22 protein-coding genes and 2 pseudogenes are annotated in these 17,296 nt (G+C 61.1%); 9 read left to right on the top strand and 15 right to left on the bottom strand.

Annotated features, from left to right (window positions below; translation table 11 throughout):
• Positions 1-43: 43 nt before the first annotated feature.
• A complete protein-coding gene (locus ACN8M7_RS19960) occupies positions 44-844 on the bottom strand; it encodes a hypothetical protein (protein ID WP_490261895.1) in 801 nt (266 codons plus the stop codon).
• A gap of 36 nt (positions 845-880) precedes the next feature.
• Positions 881-1,873 carry an alpha/beta hydrolase gene (locus ACN8M7_RS19965; RefSeq protein ID WP_490261896.1) on the bottom strand — a complete coding sequence of 331 codons (993 nt, stop codon included), beginning with the start codon at positions 1,871-1,873 and terminating at the stop codon, positions 881-883.
• 124 nt (positions 1,874-1,997) lie between these two features.
• On the opposite strand from ACN8M7_RS19965, the gene aroC reads away from it, so the two are divergent.
• The 5 genes from aroC to ACN8M7_RS19990 all read left to right on the top strand — a co-directional run bounded on the left by aroC (position 1,998) and on the right by ACN8M7_RS19990 (position 5,609).
• The gene (gene aroC, locus ACN8M7_RS19970) at positions 1,998-3,089 is read left to right on the top strand and encodes a chorismate synthase (protein ID WP_490261897.1); all 1,092 of its coding nucleotides are present in this window, start codon (positions 1,998-2,000) and stop codon (positions 3,087-3,089) included.
• Complete coding sequence (locus tag ACN8M7_RS19975; RefSeq protein WP_490261898.1) at positions 3,086-4,246, top strand: MFS transporter; 1,161 nt, start codon at positions 3,086-3,088, stop codon at positions 4,244-4,246. Before aroC ends, ACN8M7_RS19975 begins: the two co-directional genes overlap by 4 nt.
• Positions 4,247-4,262: 16 nt before the next feature.
• Positions 4,263-4,802, top strand: coding sequence for an acireductone dioxygenase (locus ACN8M7_RS19980; RefSeq protein ID WP_061242488.1), 540 nt, complete (start codon positions 4,263-4,265; stop codon positions 4,800-4,802).
• Positions 4,803-4,863: 61 nt separating this feature from the next.
• Complete coding sequence (locus ACN8M7_RS19985) at positions 4,864-5,055, top strand: PLDc N-terminal domain-containing protein (protein ID WP_061242486.1); 192 nt, start codon at positions 4,864-4,866, stop codon at positions 5,053-5,055.
• Positions 5,052-5,609, top strand: coding sequence for a histidine phosphatase family protein (locus ACN8M7_RS19990; protein ID WP_490261899.1), 558 nt, complete (start codon positions 5,052-5,054; stop codon positions 5,607-5,609). The genes ACN8M7_RS19985 and ACN8M7_RS19990 overlap by 4 nt, the downstream gene beginning before the upstream one ends.
• A gap of 1 nt (position 5,610) precedes the next feature.
• Here the strand turns inward: ACN8M7_RS19990 and ACN8M7_RS19995 are convergent, their stop codons facing one another.
• Together ACN8M7_RS19995 and ACN8M7_RS20000 are read right to left on the bottom strand one after the other, a co-directional pair.
• A complete protein-coding gene (locus ACN8M7_RS19995; RefSeq protein WP_490261900.1) occupies positions 5,611-6,108 on the bottom strand; it encodes a methylated-DNA--[protein]-cysteine S-methyltransferase in 498 nt (165 codons plus the stop codon).
• 3 nt (positions 6,109-6,111) lie between these two features.
• The gene (locus ACN8M7_RS20000; protein ID WP_490261901.1) at positions 6,112-6,990 is read right to left on the bottom strand and encodes a DNA-3-methyladenine glycosylase family protein; all 879 of its coding nucleotides are present in this window, start codon (positions 6,988-6,990) and stop codon (positions 6,112-6,114) included.
• 144 nt (positions 6,991-7,134) lie between these two features.
• Here ACN8M7_RS20000 and ACN8M7_RS20005 point away from each other — a divergent pair.
• The 3 genes and pseudogenes from ACN8M7_RS20005 to ACN8M7_RS20015 all read left to right on the top strand — a co-directional run.
• Positions 7,135-7,512: pseudogene (locus tag ACN8M7_RS20005) on the top strand (SDR family NAD(P)-dependent oxidoreductase); the annotation flags it as partial.
• Positions 7,513-7,788: 276 nt separating this feature from the next.
• Positions 7,789-8,133, top strand: coding sequence for a ribonuclease E inhibitor RraB (locus tag ACN8M7_RS20010; protein WP_061242478.1), 345 nt, complete (start codon positions 7,789-7,791; stop codon positions 8,131-8,133).
• Between the two features lie 117 nt (positions 8,134-8,250).
• Complete coding sequence (locus tag ACN8M7_RS20015) at positions 8,251-8,958, top strand: type 1 glutamine amidotransferase (protein WP_490261902.1); 708 nt, start codon at positions 8,251-8,253, stop codon at positions 8,956-8,958.
• A gap of 41 nt (positions 8,959-8,999) precedes the next feature.
• Here ACN8M7_RS20015 and ACN8M7_RS20020 read toward each other — a convergent pair whose 3' ends face one another.
• From ACN8M7_RS20020 to ACN8M7_RS20060, 9 genes are all read right to left on the bottom strand, one after another.
• Positions 9,000-9,536: a DinB family protein gene (locus tag ACN8M7_RS20020; protein WP_061242474.1), complete on the bottom strand. Its 537-nt coding sequence runs from the start codon at positions 9,534-9,536 to the stop codon at positions 9,000-9,002.
• Positions 9,537-9,558: 22 nt separating this feature from the next.
• A complete protein-coding gene (locus ACN8M7_RS20025) occupies positions 9,559-10,122 on the bottom strand; it encodes a GNAT family N-acetyltransferase (protein WP_490261903.1) in 564 nt (187 codons plus the stop codon).
• A 14-nt stretch (positions 10,123-10,136) separates the two neighbouring features.
• Complete coding sequence (locus ACN8M7_RS20030) at positions 10,137-10,838, bottom strand: SDR family NAD(P)-dependent oxidoreductase (RefSeq protein ID WP_490261904.1); 702 nt, start codon at positions 10,836-10,838, stop codon at positions 10,137-10,139.
• 211 nt (positions 10,839-11,049) lie between these two features.
• Entirely contained in the window at positions 11,050-11,412 is a 363-nt protein-coding gene (locus tag ACN8M7_RS20035; RefSeq protein ID WP_490261905.1) for a VOC family protein, read from the bottom strand.
• Positions 11,413-11,441: 29 nt separating this feature from the next.
• Entirely contained in the window at positions 11,442-11,678 is a 237-nt protein-coding gene (locus ACN8M7_RS20040; RefSeq protein WP_061242468.1) for a helix-hairpin-helix domain-containing protein, read from the bottom strand.
• Between the two features lie 30 nt (positions 11,679-11,708).
• Complete coding sequence (locus tag ACN8M7_RS20045) at positions 11,709-12,029, bottom strand: putative signal transducing protein (RefSeq protein WP_490261906.1); 321 nt, start codon at positions 12,027-12,029, stop codon at positions 11,709-11,711.
• Between the two features lie 70 nt (positions 12,030-12,099).
• Entirely contained in the window at positions 12,100-12,396 is a 297-nt protein-coding gene (locus ACN8M7_RS20050) for a putative quinol monooxygenase (RefSeq protein ID WP_490261907.1), read from the bottom strand.
• 108 nt (positions 12,397-12,504) lie between these two features.
• A complete protein-coding gene (locus ACN8M7_RS20055) occupies positions 12,505-12,774 on the bottom strand; it encodes a hypothetical protein (protein ID WP_490261908.1) in 270 nt (89 codons plus the stop codon).
• Between the two features lie 154 nt (positions 12,775-12,928).
• Complete coding sequence (locus ACN8M7_RS20060; RefSeq protein WP_490261909.1) at positions 12,929-13,480, bottom strand: hypothetical protein; 552 nt, start codon at positions 13,478-13,480, stop codon at positions 12,929-12,931.
• A 181-nt stretch (positions 13,481-13,661) separates the two neighbouring features.
• On the opposite strand from ACN8M7_RS20060, the pseudogene ACN8M7_RS20065 reads away from it, so the two are divergent.
• A pseudogene (locus ACN8M7_RS20065) lies at positions 13,662-14,705 on the top strand (IS110 family RNA-guided transposase).
• Between the two features lie 279 nt (positions 14,706-14,984).
• Here the strand turns inward: ACN8M7_RS20065 and ACN8M7_RS20070 are convergent.
• Positions 14,985-15,425, bottom strand: coding sequence for a hypothetical protein (locus tag ACN8M7_RS20070; protein ID WP_490261910.1), 441 nt, complete (start codon positions 15,423-15,425; stop codon positions 14,985-14,987).
• A 297-nt stretch (positions 15,426-15,722) separates the two neighbouring features.
• On the bottom strand, positions 15,723-17,288 hold the full coding sequence (locus ACN8M7_RS20075; protein ID WP_490261911.1) for a methyl-accepting chemotaxis protein: 1,566 nt from the start codon (positions 17,286-17,288) through the stop codon (positions 15,723-15,725).
• Positions 17,289-17,296 lie beyond the last annotated feature (8 nt).

Below are 17,296 nucleotides of genomic sequence, written 5' to 3' on the forward strand. Positions count from 1 at the left end.
GGCGCCATGACCTGGTCCAGCATTGCGCTTCGGCCGCGATGGATCAGCGCGTGGCGATCCAGATCAGCAATCCCGCCTGAAACAGGCTGAACGCCACCAGGCAGGTGATGGTGAAGCGCAGGCCGCTGTCTTCGCGCTTGAGGCGCTCGACCCGATCTCCCAGCTTGCGCAGTTTGGCGTCCTGCTCCTGCAGGTTCTGGTCTGCCTGCTGCAGCATCGCCGCGGCATCCAGCAGTTCGATGATCTGCACCTTCTCGGCCTGCCAGTCGCCATGCAGCGAACTGACCCGTGGCGCGCTGTAGAAGGGCTTGAGCTGCAGTGGGTCGCTGTACTCGATGGTGAAGCCCTGCGCCTTGACCGCGTGGTCGCGGCGGGCGCGGGCAGCGTCGTTGAAGTTGTCCTTGGTCGGCAGCGCGCCGCCTTCGACGGTGTAATGGGCGAATTGCTTGCGTGCCCAGGCAATGCCCTGGGCCATGAGAAAACGTCCCAGGCCGCGATTGGCCGGCTCCACGCTGAAGCCCTTGTCCGGGCCGAAACGAACCTCCTTGTTCTGATGATCGGCCCAGACTTCCAGCAGGTTGCTCTGCCGATGCAGGCGTTGGCCTGGCACCTGAATGGTCAGGCGCAGCATGCTCAGACTCCGGGTGTGACGCTCCACCCGGCCAAGCTGGACGAAACGCAGCGGTCTTGGCCCGGTTTCGCGGTCGACGGGTAGCGGCGCCAGGCGCAGCAGGCTGAACTGCTCGGCTGGCAGTTCAGACCAGGGGTGTGGCGCGGCGGGCGCTTCGCTGGCTGCGGCTGCGGCTGCGGGGGCCTGCGCCTCCGGGGCTGGGTTCTCGCTCATGGGCGTCCTGTGCGCTTGGTCGGGTCATTTTGCAGGTTATCGACCGTTTTTCTCTGCGCTGGAGCGAATGAACGCGACGATCCGCTCGCCCAGAGCACGGGCCAAGGGTAGCTGCGGATCGTCGTAGGACGCTACCTGTTCGTTCCAGGGCGCCGGGGTGATGCGCATGACATGGTTCATGCCAGGGATCAGCGCCAGTTCGGCATCGGGCTTGGCCTGCTTGAGCAACTCGGCATTGTCCGGGCTGACCTGGGCGTCGTGGGTGCCTTGCACGATCAGCGCGGGAATCTGCAATGCCGCGAAGTTCTCTGCCGGATCCTGGCGCAGCAAGCTGATCAGGTAGGGCTGCACGCTGGGGCGATAGATCGCTTGCAGCTCCTTGGGCACCTTGGGCTGCAGCTTGCCGCGAATCAGGTTGGCGAGAATGTGCCGGCTTTCGTCCAGCAGGGGCGGTGGCAGGCGCATGGCCAGTTGCATGTCCAGCACCTGGCCGATGGGGTAGGCGGGGCCGGCGATGGACACCAGCGCATCGGCCTGGCTGGCGGGCGCAGCCAGGCTGGCTATCAGCGCACCTTCGCTGTGGCCGATGAGTATCAGGCGATCGAAGCGCGGATCCTTCCGGAGCAGCCTGGCCCAGCCTTCGGCGTCATCCACGTAGTGTTCGACGCTGAGGTCGCGCTCATCCGGGGTGGCGGCGCGGCTGGCAGCGACGCCGCGCTTGTCATAGCGCAGGCTGGCGATGCCATTGCGCGCCAGCACCTGGGCCAGCTTCTTCAGAGCGTCGTTATAGCCGCCTTCGGGGTTGTTGCCGTTGCGGTCGGTAGGGCCTGAGCCGGCGATCAACAGCGCTACCGGTAGCGGCTTGTCGCTTTGTGGCACCAGCAGGCTGCCATACAGGGTGCCCTGGTCGGTATCGAGGCTGACGGGGGATTGCCGGGTGGTGCTGGCCTGGGCCAGACCGGTGATCAGGGTGAGGGACAAGAGCAGGGCTCGCAGCATGATGAGGGCAGGGTAGTGGCAGACTGGCATTGGACGCTAGCCGAGCACCAAGGTTCGGGGTGAACTGCAAGAAGGTGGCAGGTATACTCGCCCACCTTGTGAATCGGGCCTGCGCAGCGCCGGGCCTGAGCTGAATTTCGCGGAGCGTCTTCCCATGTCCGGCAATACCTACGGCAAGCTGTTCACCGTCACCACCGCAGGCGAAAGCCATGGCCCGGCGCTTGTCGCCATCGTCGACGGGTGCCCGCCGGGTATCGAGATTGCCCTGGAAGACCTGCAGCGCGACCTCGACCGTCGCAAGCCGGGCACCAGCCGCCACACCACGCAGCGCCAGGAAGCCGACGAGGTGGAAATCCTCTCCGGGGTGTTCGAGGGCAAGACCACCGGTTGCTCCATCGGCCTGCTGATCCGCAACACCGACCAGAAGTCCAAGGACTACTCGGCGATCAAGGATCTGTTCCGCCCGGCCCACGCCGACTACAGCTACCACCACAAGTACGGCCTGCGCGATTACCGTGGCGGCGGCCGCAGCTCGGCGCGCGAGACCGCCATGCGCGTCGCGGCCGGCGCCATCGCCAAGAAGTTCCTGGCCAGCCAGGGCATCGTCATCCGTGGCTACATGAGTCAGCTAGGCCCCATCGAGATTCCGTTCAAGACCTGGGACAGCGTCGAGGACAACGCCTTCTTCAGTCCCGACCCGGACAAGGTGCCGGAGCTGGAGGCCTACATGGATCAGCTGCGTCGCGACCAGGATTCGGTGGGCGCGAAGATCACCGTGGTTGCCGAAGGCGTCATGCCGGGGCTCGGCGAGCCAATCTTCGATCGCCTCGACGCCGAGCTGGCCCATGCCTTGATGAGCATCAACGCGGTCAAGGGCGTGGAGATCGGCGCCGGCTTCGCCTGCGTTGCCCAGCGTGGCACCGAACACCGCGACGAGCTGACCCCGGAAGGTTTCCTCTCCAACAATGCCGGCGGCATCCTCGGTGGCATCTCCAGTGGCCAGCCGATCGTTGCCCACCTGGCGCTGAAGCCGACCTCGAGCATCACCACGCCGGGGCGTTCCATCGACGTCGACGGCAACCCGGTGGATGTCATCACCAAGGGCCGTCACGACCCCTGCGTCGGCATCCGCGCCACGCCGATCGCCGAGGCGATGATGGCCATCGTGCTGATGGATCACCTGCTGCGTCACCGCGCGCAGAACGCCGACGTGCGCGTCACCACGCCGGTACTGCCGCAACTGTGATCTGGGCGCGCGCGGCCTTGCCGTACTGGCGGCTGTCCGGCTTCTACTTCTTCTACTTCGCCCTGCTCGGGGGTACGGCGCCGTTCCTGGCGCTGTACTTCGATCACCTGGGCTTTTCCCCTGCACGGATTGGCGAGCTGATCGCCATTCCCATGTTGATGCGCTGCCTGGCACCGAACCTGTGGGGCTGGCTGGGGGATCACACCGGCCAGCGCTTGTTGATCGTGCGTTTCGGCGCGCTGTGCACCCTGGTTTGCTTCGCCGGCATCTTTCTCGGGCAGAGCTACGCCTGGCTGGTGTTGATCATGGCCACGCACGCCTTCTTCTGGCATGCGGTGCTGCCGCAGTTCGAGGTCATCACCCTGGCCCATCTGCGCGAGCAGGCGGCGCGTTACAGCCAGATTCGCCTGTGGGGCAGCATCGGCTTCATCGTCGCCGTGGTCGGCCTCGGCCTGTTGTTCGAGTGGCTGAGTCTGGACGCCTACCCGGCGGCGTTGCTGGTGATCATGGCCGGCATCGTCGCCAGCAGTCTCTGGGTACCCAATGCGCAGCCCTTGCTGCGCGCGAATACGCTGGAGTCGGAGGGCTTTGTGCGCCAATTGCGCCGCCCCGGTATCCTCGCGTTCTATGTTTGCGTTGGGCTGATGCAGTTGAGCAACGGCCCGTACTACACCTTTCTGACTCTGCACCTGGAGGGCGTTGGCTACAGTCGCGGCGCCATCGGTCTGTTCTGGGCGCTGGGGGTGGTGGCAGAGATCCTGCTGTTCCTGGTCATGGCGCGCCTGCTGCAGCGTTACTCGCTGCGTGCGGTGTTGCTGGCCAGCTTCCTGATCACCGCCGTGCGCTGGCTATTGCTGGGCAACCTGGCCCAGTACCTGCCGCTGTTGCTGCTGGCGCAGTGCATGCACGCCGCGACCTTTGGCGCGTTCCACGCCGCGTGCATCCATTTCGTACAGCGCAGTTTCGCTGATCGCCAACAGGGCCAGGCCCAGGCGCTGTATGTCAGTCTGGCCGGGATCGGCGGCGCGTTGGGCGCGCTATATGCCGGTTACAGCTGGAAGAGCCTGGGCCCGGCCTGGACTTTCGCCATCGCCAGTCTGGTAGCCTTGCTGGCCGCCTTCATCATTGCCACCCGTCTGCCGCCCGAGCAGCCCTGAATCGAGTGAACCCGTCATGAGCAGCCTCGCCGTCTACCTGGATACCGCACCGGAACTGCCGAATAAGGTACTGAACTACGCTGACGACATCGCCAGCACGCTGGCGGCGGCGGGCATCGACTATCGTCAGGTGGAACTGCCGGCTGCCTTGCGCCCTGGCTGCGAGCAGGCCGAATTGGATGCGGCCTACGGCCTGTGGCTGCAGGCATTCATGAGCAAGGAAGGTCACGTGCAGCAGGAGCTGTTCAACCTGCAACGCAATGATCCGCAGAAGCTGGAGCTGCGTGCGCGTCATCTGGATGAGCAGGCGCAGTCGACGGCCAGTGCCTGGTTGTTCCTCGGTGGGTTTGCCCAGCTCAGCCTGCACCTCGATGGCCACGTGTACATGCTGCAGGGCGAGAGGGGCGACCTGCTGTCGCTGCCAGCCGGCACCCGCCACTGGTTCGACCTGGGTGAGGAACCGCATGCACTGGTAGTGCGCCTGAGTGCCAGCGAGGATGCACCCGTGCGTACCGATGACGATATCGCCAGCCGTTTTGCCCGGCTCGGTGATTGAGGGAACCGACGCCAGTCGCCAGCTATCCTATGCAGGCAACCTTTCAGACAGGAGTGTCGTCATGGGTTCCATGTTCAATGGCCTGATCGGCCTGGTCATCCTTGCCCTGGATATCTGGGCCATCCTCAACGTGATCAAGAGCAGCGCCGAGACCGGGATCAAGATTCTGTGGATTCTGCTGATCGTGCTGCTGCCGGTGATCGGTCTGATCATCTGGGCGCTGATGGGGCCGCGCGGCAACGTCAGGATATGAGCCGGCTGTGGCTGCTGGCCTTGGCGCTGCTGCCACTGTTCAGTGTGGCAGCAGATAACGCCAATGCCTGGCAGGCACTGCGCGAGGGTCGCGCGTTGATGCTCATGCGCCACGCAACGGCGCCGGGTACGGGCGACCCGGCGAATTTTCGCCTGGAACGCTGCGAAACCCAGCGCAATCTCAACGATCAAGGGCGTGCCGAGGCCCGGCGCTGGGGCGAGTTGCTCGCGCGTCAGGGGATCGAGCAGCCGCGCCTTCTCAGCAGTCGCTGGTGCCGCGCACTGGACACTGCGCGCGGCATGCTGCGCGGCCCGGTGCAGCCGTTCGCCGCGCTGGATTCATTCTTCGGCCAGCCCGAGGACGGTGCCGAGCAGACCGCCGAGCTGGTTCGCATGATCAACGAGCTGCCGCTTGGTGCGCCGTTGCTGCTGGTTTCCCATCAGGTCAACATCACCGCGCTGACCGGCATCTTTCCTGCCTCGGGCGAAGGGCTGATTCTGGCGTTGCCGCTGCGCCCGCGTGCAGAACCTCTGGCGCGCATACCCGCGCCCTAGGTTACAGAGCCAGTTGCGCCTGCGCCGGCTGCAACACACCCTCCAACTCCAGCAATTGCTGTTTGCGCGGCAGGCCACCGGCATAACCGGTGAGGCTGCCGTCACGGCCGATCACGCGATGACAGGGCACGATGATGGAAATCGGATTGGCGCCATTGGCCGTTCCCACCGCACGCACCGCCTGTGGCCTGTCGATGACCCTGGCTAACTCGGAGTAGCTGCAGGTGCGCCCGTAGGGGATCGCCTGCAGCGCCTGCCAAACTGCCTGCTGGAAGGCCGTGCCCTTCGGCGCCAGGCGCAGTTCGAACTGACGGCGCTTGCCGGCGAAATATTCGTCCAGCTGGCTGCACACGGCGTCCAGCTCACGGCCAGCGGGCTGCCAATGCTCTTCGATGCGCCAGGGCCGGCTGTCCAGCTCCATCAGCAGCAGTTGCAGGCCGCTTTCATCGGCCGCGAGAAACAGCGGGCCGACGGGGCTGTCGTGGTAACGGTAGTGCATGTTTCAGCCTCCCGAATAGTTATGCCAGAGGTGCGCCGCCGCATAAGCACGCCAGGGGCGCCAGGCTTCGGCGCGTTGTTTCAGGCGACGCGCATCGATCCCTTCAGCCCCCCAGACGGGCGCCTTGAGCAGCCCCAGATCGCTGGCGGGAAAGGCGTCGGCCTCTCCGAATGCGCGCAGGGCAATATACTCCGCCGTCCACGGACCGATGCCGGGTAGGGCACAGAGTCGTTCGATCAGCGCCGCGCAGCCCTTTTCCATATCCAGCTTCAGGCTGCCATCGGCGATGCGCGCGGCGAAATGCTGCAGGCACTGCACACGCTTGCCGGGCATGCCGATGCCGGTCAGATCGGCCTCGGCAAGTGCTTGCGGCGAGGGGAACAGATGGCTGATACCCAGTGTTTCCGGCGTCTCGATTGGCGTGCCGACACGCTGTACCAGGCGCCCGACTATGGTGACCGCGGCTTTGACCGTGACCTGCTGGCCGACGATAGCGCGCACTGCCTGCTCGAACGGGTCGAATGCCACTGGCAGGCGCAGGCCCGGATTGCGCCGCAGCAATGGAGCGAGCAGCTCATCAGTGCCCAGATGCAGGGCAATCGCCTCGGGTTCGCTGTCGAGGTCGAACATGCGCCGCACGCGTCGTTCGAGTGGATCGAGATGCGCGGGCGAGGCCAGGCGACAGCGCAACTCCAGCGCGTTCTGCCCCGGCAGCGGAGCGACCCTGAACCAGCCCGGTGCGCCATCGATGCTGAAACCGCGGCTGTAGCTCTCCGCGCTCAGCGACTCCAGACCGGGAATCGCGCGCAGGGCGAAATGGCTGTGGAACTGTTGCCAGTCCCAGGGCGGTTGGTAGGGCAGAAGCAGCGTGATGATGTTCATGGCTGGCACCCTAGCTCGGCGCTTGCGGCTTGTCAGCGTGAAGATGACTTTCAAATCCCGGCGCGCTCGTAGCTTCGGCCTGGGCGAAAGGGCTAGAACCATGCATGAGGCCCACATCGATTCGGCGTGCGCGGTCTTTCTTAACTCCAGGCCACGCCAGAGGCGCTGGCGTTCAACATGGGCCCCGCCTCGGGGCTCTACGGCTGCGAGCTACTCGGCCAGCAAGTTCGCTGTACGCGGCCTGACGAAGCACTGGAGCTGGAGTGGCGTGAGCACGGCAACCGCGTGGGGGACCTGATGCCGCCATTCGCCGACACGCCGATGCTGCGCAGTCAGGCGCAGCGTCCACCGGTGATGCGTCGCCTGGACATGCGTCTGCAGGCCGAGCAGATCGCCGAATCAGCCTGGAAGCAGGCTCACGCCAGCATCGTGCATCGCCCGGTGGGGCTGCTGTTCAACCTCGGGCAGGTCACGCCGAGGTGGATCAACAGGTTGCTGATGGGCTGCTTCAGTCGCCCATGAGTGCAGGCGAGGTGCCCGGGATGGCCAGTTGCCGCTGGTCGTCGGCTTTGTCACAAAGGCTTTCTGAACGAAGCCAATCGCGTATTTAAGGGCTACTCTTGAGAGGACGGTCTTCAGTCCGGTGTTCTGCCGGGCAGTCGTCGATACGCTTGCAGTAGACACATCGAGCACCTGCTCGATTCTCGGGGCGGCGCCAACAGGGGTCGCGACACCGTCCACAAGACGGTCGCATTGGGAAAGCGGTTAATCCATCCATAGCCTGAGAGGGGGTCGTTTATGAGCACAGCCTTCCACGAAGACTCCAGCACTTCGGTGCTGCGTCGGATGAAAGAAGGGGGATTCGACTTCGCCCAGTTTCACCCGATCGAGTTCTACGCCATCTTTCCCGACGAAGAGCGGGCCAGAATGGCGGCCAGAAACTTTCGCGGCGAGTCGCTCAATGCCCAGATATCTGCCCGTGAGGACGGCATCTGGCACCTGCAGATCAGCAAAGTGATGTACGCCACCCATGCCGGTATCGGCGAGTTCGAACACGACCTGGAGTCCATCGTCGTCCCGCTGGGCGGCAAGATGGATGGCTGGGGCGTCACGCAGGAGGTGAAAGCGTCAGCCATGCGTTAGGGATTGCCGCGGCATCCGTCAGCAGACCATCGGCCGGCCACCCGGCCGATGGCTTCAACTCCCAGCCCACCTCGACTTGCCACGCCTTCTCGCGCAGACTGCGCGGCGGAGGTACTCATGGCCGATGTTCTGATCCTGACCCATATCGATTATTGCCCACCCGCCCACCTGGCGCAGGTGCTGCAGGCGCGTGGCTGCAGTTTCGACGTGTTGCGCGTCGATCTGGGCCAATTGCGCGACTACGACCTGGAGCGGCCCAAGGCGGTTGCTGTGATGGGCGGGCCGATGAGCGTCAACGACCCGCTGCCCTGGATCGCCGACGAAGTGGCGGCGCTGCAGCGCTTCATCGCGCGCGACATTCCGCTTATCGGTCACTGCCTGGGCGGCCAACTGCTGGCCAAGGCGCTGGGCGCGAGCATCCGCCGTATGCCCTACACCGAGGCGGGGTGGCAGAGTATGCAGCGGCGCTCAGAAGCGTCCGATAGCCCCTGGCTGGCGCACTTGCCTGAAGAATTCAGCATTTTCCAGTGGCATGGCGACACCTTCGCGCTACCTGACGGCGCCCAGCCTTTGCTGAGCAGCCGCTGGTGTGACAATCAGGGCTTTGCCTGGGGCGACAAGGTCCTAGCACTGCAAGGGCATCCGGAAATGACCCAGGCGCTGGTCGAGCACTGGCTCGGCGACTGGGCCCATCTGCTCGATGCCAGCCAGCCCAGCCAGCAGAGCATTGCCGAGATGCGCGACGACCTGAGCGGAAAGGTCAGTGCGCTGAATCGGGTCGCCGAGGGTTTCTACGCGCACTGGCTGAAACTGGCTGGGCTGTGAGCGTGGACAAGGGCGAAGCTCGATAGGCGCTTGATCACCGCTCAAGGCTCGTCAGGGATCAACGCCAGCAGGTCGGTCACGCCAACATCCACTCCGGCCTGAGCCAACAGCGTCGTGGCCTGTCCTCGGTGATGCGTCTGGTGGTTGAACAGGTGCGTCAGCAGGGCGAAGAAGTGCTTTTGCGCGGCGACACCCTTGGTGTTGTGGTAGCTCAGCGGCTGATCCAGCTGTTCTTCGCCCATCTCGGCAGCCAGGGCCTCGATGCAACTGTCCAGCTGCTTTCGCAGTGTGGCCAGCTCACGTATGTCCGCCGCCATCGGCTGATCCAGCCGCGTCGGTGTCTGCAACTCTGCGAGAGTCTGCAATGCCCGGAAGTTCGCCGGGTGTGCGCGGTAGCGCCCCAGCCAGATACGGTCGGCCACCAGCAGATGATTGAGCGTACCGAGGATCGAGCCGAAGAACGCACCACGCTCGGCACTCAGCGCTTCGTCGGGCAGGGTGCACGCCGCCGCGTAGAGCCGTTCGTTCATCCAGCTGTTGTAGCGTGCCATCAGGCGGATATGGTCGATTCTCTGCATGCTTGCCCCTGTCGTTCGCGACTTACCGTTGATTGTGGCGCTTGCGCCAGTCTTCGCTCAGCAGTCCGAATAGTGCCGAATCCGATACCTGTCCGTCGATGATCCAGCGTTGGCGCAGCAACCCTTCCTGGCTGAACCCCAAACGCTCCAATGCGCGCCCGGAGGCGCTATTGTTCGGGTCGATCTCGGCCTCGACGCGGTTGAGCCCCAGGGTTTCGAATCCATGGCGCAGCAACTCGCCGGCCGCCTCCTGAACGTAACCCTTGCCCCAGGCAGAGGATGCAATGCCAAAGCCGATCTCCGCGCGACGAGATTCCGGCTGGTAGTTGAATAGCAGGCACTTGCCGATCAGCTCGGCGCTTTCCCTGATGACGATAGCCAGGGTCAGGCGCTCGCCCTCGTGCATGGCGTGTCGTTCTGCGTGGATGTAATCCAGCGCCACGGCCTCGGTGTCCCAGGGCGGGGTGTTCCAATAGCGCATGACCTGCGGATCGGAGAAGGTCGCAAACAGCGCTGGCGCATCCGCTGCTTGCAGAGGACGCAGCAGTAGGCGATCCGTTGTCAGTGTCACGCAAAGATCAGGCATGGGTTTCCTTGTGTTCAGAAGCGCTCGTCAGCAATGGCCGGCAGCACCAGCTCACGCACGTAGCTGGCATCGGACAGACTCAGCAGTGTGCGCACCAGGGCGACGACATCGTGCAGTGGAATCAGCTGACCCTGGCCATGCTGCGCGGCCCGCTCGACCGGCGTTTGCAGATCGTCCTGGGTATTGAGGTAGCCCAGTTGCAGGCAGGTGACGGCCAGACGCTGATCGCGAAAACCTTCGCGCAGGGTCTCGGCAATGCCCTTGAGGGCGAATTTGCTGGCACCGAACGTGACTTCCGGACGGCCGCTTTGTGGCAGCGCCGAGGTGGAACCGGTCAGGATCAATTGCGGTTTGGCGCGGCCGAGCAGGCGCGGTAGCAAGCGTTTGAGCAGCAGCAAGGTCGCGCCGATATTGACGCTGACCATCTCGAGAATCTGTGCGTCCTCGTCCTGCAGAAAACTGTAGTCATCCTCGAATGCGCGCGCTTCCCAGATACCCAGGTTGTAGATGATCGCGTCCAGCTGTTGCGGTGCCTGGGCTTCGATGGCTTCTACCGCCCGCAGTGGGTCGCTCATATCGGCTTCGATCCACTGGATGCCCCTAGGCAGATCGGCTGGATGACTACGCGAAATTCCGACCAATTCGTGGTCTTGCGCCAAGCCGTCTACCAAGGCGCGGCCAAGACCTCGACTAGCGCCGATCACCATGATTCGCATCCTGTACCTCCTTGATTTGTGCAGGGATCTTCCGTGGCTGCGGACGTTAATAGGGGGACTGGCGGCGGGTCAAACGATGGTCCGTCGGCGCACGGTTTTAAGCGTTACAGATTGTCTCTACAACGATTTTGGGCCGGAGAGGGCAGGGCTGCAGGGAGCCGGGTTCCCGCCTGTGCAGGAACGACGGTTCGCTACTCAGAGGTGTGGGCGACTATTGGCCGTTCGGTTCCGACCATACGGCGAACTCGTTGCCACCCGGTTCGACGAAATGAAAGCGCCTCCCGCCTGGGAAGGCAAAGATCGGTTTGACGATCTCTCCGCCGGCGGCCTCGACCTTGGCCTGAGTGCCTTCCAGCTGTGCACTGTAGAACACGATCAGCGCGCTGCCGCTGTCGCTGCGTGCGGACATCTCGGCGCTGAAAAATCCGCCATCGAGGCCTTCGTCGGCGAAGGCGGCGTAGTCGGGGCCATAGTCCGTGAATCGCCAGCCGAAAGCGGCCTGAAAGAAGGCTTTGGTGGCCGGCAGGTTGCGGGTGGGATATTCGACGTAATTGATCTTCTCGTGAGCAGGCATGCCGAGTTCCTTGGCAGTGAAAGGGGGGATTACTGACGTGATTTAGCCAGGTCGATAGCCGCCTGGATAGCGGCGCGTGCCTGCGGGCTGTTCTTCCAGCAGGTCGAGCCCAACTGAGCGGCTACCGCCGTGACGATATCGCCGACGCTGGCTTCGGCCAGCTCCTGAAGCGAGTTGATGCCGATCTGTTCGAGTCGTTGCACGACGGTCGGGCCTACGCCTTTAACGTTCAGAAGGGCCTGGTGTTCATCGTGTGGGAAGGGCATTGGGGTTCTACCGATTTGAGTTGGATATGGTCACTTTGAGTTTCCGCAGCTCCAGCAAGACATGAAATTGCCAGGGTTGTATTCCTTGCACTTTTTGCAAGGCCACTCGTTTTCGCTGAGTGAATCATTTAATTCTTGTTCATGTTGGTAGCGTCCGACTAATTTGGCTGCGGTTTCAAATTGTTCAGGATGTACCCAGAGTTCGGGGTGTATCGGTTTGTTGAAGGAAATCACCGAGCGGATAGCGTCTTGGTGTTCATTTAATATTTTTGTGGTGATGCCATTGCTTTGCAGGTAGCTGGCTATCAGGTTTACCTGAATGAGACTGTCGGACTCCAATAACTTTCGCACAGTTAAAGCACCTGGTATTTGATTAAGGAGGCGGCCTCAGTCCGCTTCCGCGAGCGATCTGAACCTATGGTCAGGCGGTTACCGTGGCCATTTTTATGACTTGGGCAGGCTTGGCACGAAATGTTGGGCTATGGGCGTCAGCGGCAATCATGTGCTCTGTTTGATCGTGCGCGTCTAGTGCGTCTTGCGATGTCCATCGTTCGATGAGCAAGAACTTGTTTTCATCCGCGGCATCGCTAAATAACTCATATTGCAGGCAGCCAGGTTCCGCGAGGACTAGCGGTTTAAGATTTTTATATGCCTCAATTTGGAGGTCTCGTTTGCCTGGCATTACTTCGATCATGACGACGAGATTGACTTCTTCCATAATGGTCTTCCTTTGGTTGTTGATCCGATTGCGATATGCCTGGCAATTGAAATAGTGACCAGGTAAAAGCGAAGCCTTTGACTGGGTGGTGAGTGAAACGTCATGCGTTTAGCCGAACAGTCCAGAGATCGCACTGGTTATACCTTCGACTATCGCTAGGACACCATCGACTATGGCTTCTAGAATGCCTGACAATATCTCCAATGGACCGCTGTCAGTGAGGATGACAGGTGTTGCTACGCCGGCAACAGATAGCGCTACAGCGGCCATGGCAACAGAATGAAATCCTGCGACCAGGATATAAATCACGGATGAAAGAAGGAGGATTACGCTGAGGGCATTGAGCGCTCTATGGCCAAGTGAACGTTTGGTTTTCATCTTGATTTTTACTCCATGTATAACTGAATACTAAATTGTCATGGCTGCATGGTGTTTGGTTGGAGGGCTGGATGTAGCTCATTACGGCGAGCGGAGTGAGCGGTTTTAATGCTGTTTGGCAAGTGACAGATATCGCTGGGTAATGTATCTGATGTTACGCCCCAGCGGGGGAGCGAGGCTCACTTCGCATGGAAAGGTATCTCATGACTTCGTACTCGTCTCCGAGATAAGCAAACAATTCGTTACCCAATGGCTCTGAGGCTTGAATGTGTAAAATCAAGTGTTCGATGTAAATCAAGTCGAAGCCGGAGCCGTTTTCCAGGTGCAAGCGCTCGCTACCAATGACGTGAACCTGTGGCTGCTTGCATCTATTGAAATACTCAGACCATCCGTCGACCTGATGCCACTTGTAACTTCCGTAGGTCGGCATATCCAGTGCCTTCACTAACGCAGTCTTCGACGCCTGGTGTGCGAAAGCTAGTGCCAGCTCTTGGGACGGAAATGCCTCCACTAGGTCAACATATTGAGTCAGTCCATCGTAGTCGTACTGGTGGCGCGATGCTACGGCAATATATGGATTTTCCCCTAGACGCCTTCGTTCAGCCTGTAACCCAGACTCGACAGCCGCAATAAAGGAAGTAATATATTTCCCGTTCCAGCATGGAAGGATGCTACTTGCGGATGCCAGCGTGATATTTGTATTCATGTCACTTCCGCGGAGTTCAGTCGCGGGCCTCCGTTGTCGCTATGGTTTCTATGTGGTTTCGCTTACATTTGTATAGCCCGCTTCAGTGAGCGAAGCGAACGGTTTGAATGCTGTAATGGACTCTCCCCACACCACAGTTCTATATCAAGGTGTCGAGGTTTCTTTGAGCGGGAGAGTCGTTATGAAGCGCATTGCCGTTGATCTGGCCAAGTCCGTTTACCAAGTTGCCGAGAGTGTCCGTTCCGGCCAGGTGGTGCAGCGCAAGCGGCTGAACCGAGAGGCGTTCCGTCGATATATACAGGAGCAGGCCGAGCCGGTCGAGTGGGTGATGGAAGCCTGTGGCACAGCGCACTATTGGGGGCGGCTGGCGCAATCACTCGGTCATCAAGTGAAGCTGATCCATGCGCGCTATGTCCGCCCCTATCGACGGCGCAACAAGACCGACCGCAACGACTGTGACGCCATGCTGGAAGCGGCGCGCTGCAAGGATATTTATCCGGTGCCGGTGAAGAGCCACGAGTAACAACAGCTCCAGCAGTTGCACGGGCTGCGGGAAACCTGGAAGAAGAGCCGAACCCAACGTATCAACCTGCTACGCGGCCTCCTGCGTGAAGCCGGTATCGACGCGCCAGCCTCGAGCACTGCATTTATCCGGGCAGCCAGCGAGCTGGTTGAGCAACCTGAACTCGAGCCCCTGGGCCGTCTGCTGCATATCGTCCTGGCCGAGATCAATCTGTATGAACAGTGCATGGCCGAATGCGAACAGCAACTCAAGTGCTGGCATGCTGACGATGAAATCGTGCGCAAACTAGATGAAGTCAGTGGTATTGGCCTGCTGACTGCCAGCGCCCTGACCACCGCTGTCGGCAAGCCTGAGCGCTTTGCTAACGGTCGCCAGCTCAGCGCCTGGCTGGGCATGACGCCGCGGGAGTTCAGCAGCGGCAATAGCCGCAAGCTTGGCCATATCAGTCGACAGGGCAATGTCTATGTACGCACGTTATTGATCCACGGCTCACGTGCAGCCTTGCTGGCGGCTCAGCGTTGCCAGGCACGCACGCCAGAGAAATTGACCCAGTTACAGCGCTGGGCCGTCGAGATGGCAGCCCATATTGGCCACAACAAAGCGGCTGTGGCGCTGGCCAACAAATTGGTCAGGATCTGCTGGGCGGTGTGGTGCCATGAGCGGCGCTTCAATGGCAATTGGCAGAGCACAAAGCCCGCCTGACGGCGGGAGTGATCAGTAAAGATGTGATGATTTTCTTGTGGTTGTGGTTGTGGTGAACAGCAGCACTGTCGGAACAGGCGAGTCCTGCAGCGGAATAAGGCCGATAACAATGATGATCCCCGTGATCGATTGAACGCTTGGCCCCCGCTGCGCGAACTACAGAATGGCCAGGGCGGAAAAGCCCAACACAGGCCGGATATACGAATGCAACCGCGCTGACGACAAGTGCAAAAAAAAAGCTTTGCTCACTACTTGTGGGGAGAGTCCATATACCAGTTGTTATACGACGCTCTCGTTGACACTTAAAATGACCTGATCTTGAGAACCCTCATGCGTCAGGATAGCAGGCTTACGCAATATGTTTGATAGCCACTTCATGAAGCTTGTTAGTATTTTATATTCTGCCAAGCTTCTGATCTCCCTTGGTGAAATATCGAGTTCAATTTCTGTTTCCATGAAAAAATGGCAGTTAACCTTGATGTTGTTATCGAGCCAAATGCATAGAGTCGTCGGATTGGTTTTCTGCAGTTCTTTTATTTTATAAAAATTGTCGGGCAGCGCTCGCTCGGAACTGCCGTGCACAAATTTAAACTCAAAACTCTCATTCTTGACTTTTTTGATGAGTTCATTCCAAGCATCAACGCAAACATCCAGCACATAGATGTCTCGCAATGATCCATCTACTGCAAACTCTTCGTTGACTTCAAGCCAGCCTTTCATATTGGTTTCGTATAACTATAAATAGACATCAAATGGTGCATAACCTGCGGGCAGTTTTGGTGGATAACCTTCCTGGTCATTTTTCAAGATCCTTCTCTAGCTCGCGGGAGATAGCGAGGCGATGGGGTGTTTGGAAGGTTATACACCATGTCGCATAACGGCGGGCAAGTGGCAATTACGCGAATACGGGGCAGCTGGAGGGGAAGCAAGGGGGATTGTGAGCAAGCTCACTTATATAAAAAGCGCGGCGGAGCTTAGGGGGGAAAGGCGCAGCGGTGAGCCGCTGCGCCTTTTGTTTCAGCGGTTGAAGCGTTCGACCAAGGCGTATTGACCCTGTGCGGTGTTGGTCAGGGCTTCGCTGAGTTTCGCGGTGCTTTGCGCTTCGCCTGCGGTCTGGTCGGCCAGTTGCGCGATGGTGGTGATGTTCTGGTTGATCTCGTCAGCGACGGCGCTTTGCTCTTCCGCCGCTGCGGCGATCTGATTGGCCATGTCGGCAATATTGGCCACCGAGTCACTGATGCCGGACAGCGCCTGATCGGCCTGCAGTACGCGTTCGACGCCTTCGTCGGCCTGCTTGCGGCCGATTTCCATGGTCAGCACGGCCTCTTCGGCGGTGCGCTGCAGCTTGGCGATCAGGGCGTGGATCTGTTCGGTGGATTCGGCGGTGCGCTGCGCCAGCGAGCGCACCTCGTCGGCCACCACGGCAAAGCCGCGGCCCATTTCGCCTGCACGAGCCGCCTCGATGGCGGCGTTGAGGGCGAGCAGGTTGGTCTGGTCGGCGATGCCCTTGATCACGTCGACCACGCCGCCGATTTCGCTGCTGTCCTGGGCCAGGCGGGTCACGGTTTCTCCGGTATCGCCGACCGATTGCGACAGGCGCTGGATGGCTTCGCGGGTTTCTGCGGCGATGGTGCGGCCTTCGCTGGTCAGGCGGTTGGCTTCCTGGGTGGCGATGGCGGTGCGGGCGACATTGCTGGCCACTTCCAGAGTGGTGGCGGCCATTTCGTTGACGGCGGTGGCGACTTGTTCGGTCTCGCTGCGCTGGCGCTCGAGGCCGGCCGAGCTGTTGTGCGCGAGCTTGTCGGCTTCACGCGCTTGCTGGGTCAGTTGTTCGGCGGTGTCCTGCAGGCGAGTGAGGCAGGTTTTAAGCCGTGCGTCCTGGCTGAGCATGGCCATTTCCAGGCGTGCTTCGGAACCACGGCTGTCGGTGTACATCTGCGCGATCAGCGGGTCGGAGGTGGTTTGCTCGGCCATGCGCAGCAGGCGTTTGATGCCGCGGGTCTGCCAGGCGATGCCGGCCAGGCCCAACGGGACGGAAAGCAGGGCGGCGAGGATGAAGCCCCAGTTGCTGCCCATCCAATGGCCGATCAGGAAACCGATCTGGCTGACCAGGATGAAGGGCATCCACGCCTGGACGATGGGTAGCCACTGGTTGCTGGCCGGAATGGCTGATTTGCCGGCGTTGATCCGGCTGTACAGCATTTCGGCGCGGCGCACCTGCTCGGCAGTCGGTTTGACGCGGACGGATTCGTAGCCGACAACCTGGTTGTTTTCGGTCACGGGTGTGACGTAGGCGTTGACCCAGTAGTGGTCACCGTTCTTGCTACGGTTCTTGACGATACCCATCCACGGGCGGCCGCTTTTCAGGGTCGTCCACATATGCTCGAACACGGCGGCCGGAACGTCGGGGTGGCGCACGATGTTGTGTGGCGCGCGCAGCAACTCTTCACGACTGAAACCGCTGATGTCGACGAAGGCGTCGTTGCAGTAGGTGATTTGCCCTTTGAGATCCGTGGTGGATATCAGGCGTTGTTGCGCAGGGAAGGTGCGCTCACGCTGAGTGACCGGCTGGTTGTTACGCATGGCAGGTA

The organism is Pseudomonas spartinae, from assembly GCF_965197125.1.
Taxonomy (GTDB): Bacteria; Pseudomonadota; Gammaproteobacteria; order Pseudomonadales; family Pseudomonadaceae; genus Aquipseudomonas; species Aquipseudomonas composti_A.

Excerpts from the sequence above, each read along its gene's own strand:
- ACN8M7_RS19960 (WP_490261895.1), bottom strand. The coding sequence starts at position 844 with ATGAGCGAGAACCCAGCCCCGGAGGCGCAGGCCCCCGCAGCCGCAGCC.
- ACN8M7_RS19965 (WP_490261896.1), bottom strand. The coding sequence starts at position 1,873 with ATGCCAGTCTGCCACTACCCTGCCCTCATCATGCTGCGAGCCCTGCTC.
- aroC (WP_490261897.1), top strand. The coding sequence starts at position 1,998 with ATGTCCGGCAATACCTACGGCAAGCTGTTCACCGTCACCACCGCAGGC.
- ACN8M7_RS19980 (WP_061242488.1), top strand. The coding sequence starts at position 4,263 with ATGAGCAGCCTCGCCGTCTACCTGGATACCGCACCGGAACTGCCGAAT.
- ACN8M7_RS19985 (WP_061242486.1), top strand. The coding sequence starts at position 4,864 with ATGGGTTCCATGTTCAATGGCCTGATCGGCCTGGTCATCCTTGCCCTG.
- ACN8M7_RS19990 (WP_490261899.1), top strand. The coding sequence starts at position 5,052 with ATGAGCCGGCTGTGGCTGCTGGCCTTGGCGCTGCTGCCACTGTTCAGT.
- ACN8M7_RS19995 (WP_490261900.1), bottom strand. The coding sequence starts at position 6,108 with ATGCACTACCGTTACCACGACAGCCCCGTCGGCCCGCTGTTTCTCGCG.
- ACN8M7_RS20000 (WP_490261901.1), bottom strand. The coding sequence starts at position 6,990 with ATGAACATCATCACGCTGCTTCTGCCCTACCAACCGCCCTGGGACTGG.
- ACN8M7_RS20010 (WP_061242478.1), top strand. The coding sequence starts at position 7,789 with ATGAGCACAGCCTTCCACGAAGACTCCAGCACTTCGGTGCTGCGTCGG.
- ACN8M7_RS20015 (WP_490261902.1), top strand. The coding sequence starts at position 8,251 with ATGGCCGATGTTCTGATCCTGACCCATATCGATTATTGCCCACCCGCC.
- ACN8M7_RS20020 (WP_061242474.1), bottom strand. The coding sequence starts at position 9,536 with ATGCAGAGAATCGACCATATCCGCCTGATGGCACGCTACAACAGCTGG.
- ACN8M7_RS20025 (WP_490261903.1), bottom strand. The coding sequence starts at position 10,122 with ATGCCTGATCTTTGCGTGACACTGACAACGGATCGCCTACTGCTGCGT.
- ACN8M7_RS20030 (WP_490261904.1), bottom strand. The coding sequence starts at position 10,838 with ATGCGAATCATGGTGATCGGCGCTAGTCGAGGTCTTGGCCGCGCCTTG.
- ACN8M7_RS20035 (WP_490261905.1), bottom strand. The coding sequence starts at position 11,412 with ATGCCTGCTCACGAGAAGATCAATTACGTCGAATATCCCACCCGCAAC.
- ACN8M7_RS20040 (WP_061242468.1), bottom strand. The coding sequence starts at position 11,678 with ATGCCCTTCCCACACGATGAACACCAGGCCCTTCTGAACGTTAAAGGC.
- ACN8M7_RS20050 (WP_490261907.1), bottom strand. The coding sequence starts at position 12,396 with ATGGAAGAAGTCAATCTCGTCGTCATGATCGAAGTAATGCCAGGCAAA.
- ACN8M7_RS20055 (WP_490261908.1), bottom strand. The coding sequence starts at position 12,774 with ATGAAAACCAAACGTTCACTTGGCCATAGAGCGCTCAATGCCCTCAGC.
- ACN8M7_RS20060 (WP_490261909.1), bottom strand. The coding sequence starts at position 13,480 with ATGAATACAAATATCACGCTGGCATCCGCAAGTAGCATCCTTCCATGC.
- ACN8M7_RS20070 (WP_490261910.1), bottom strand. The coding sequence starts at position 15,425 with ATGAAAGGCTGGCTTGAAGTCAACGAAGAGTTTGCAGTAGATGGATCA.
- ACN8M7_RS20075 (WP_490261911.1), bottom strand. The coding sequence starts at position 17,288 with ATGCGTAACAACCAGCCGGTCACTCAGCGTGAGCGCACCTTCCCTGCG.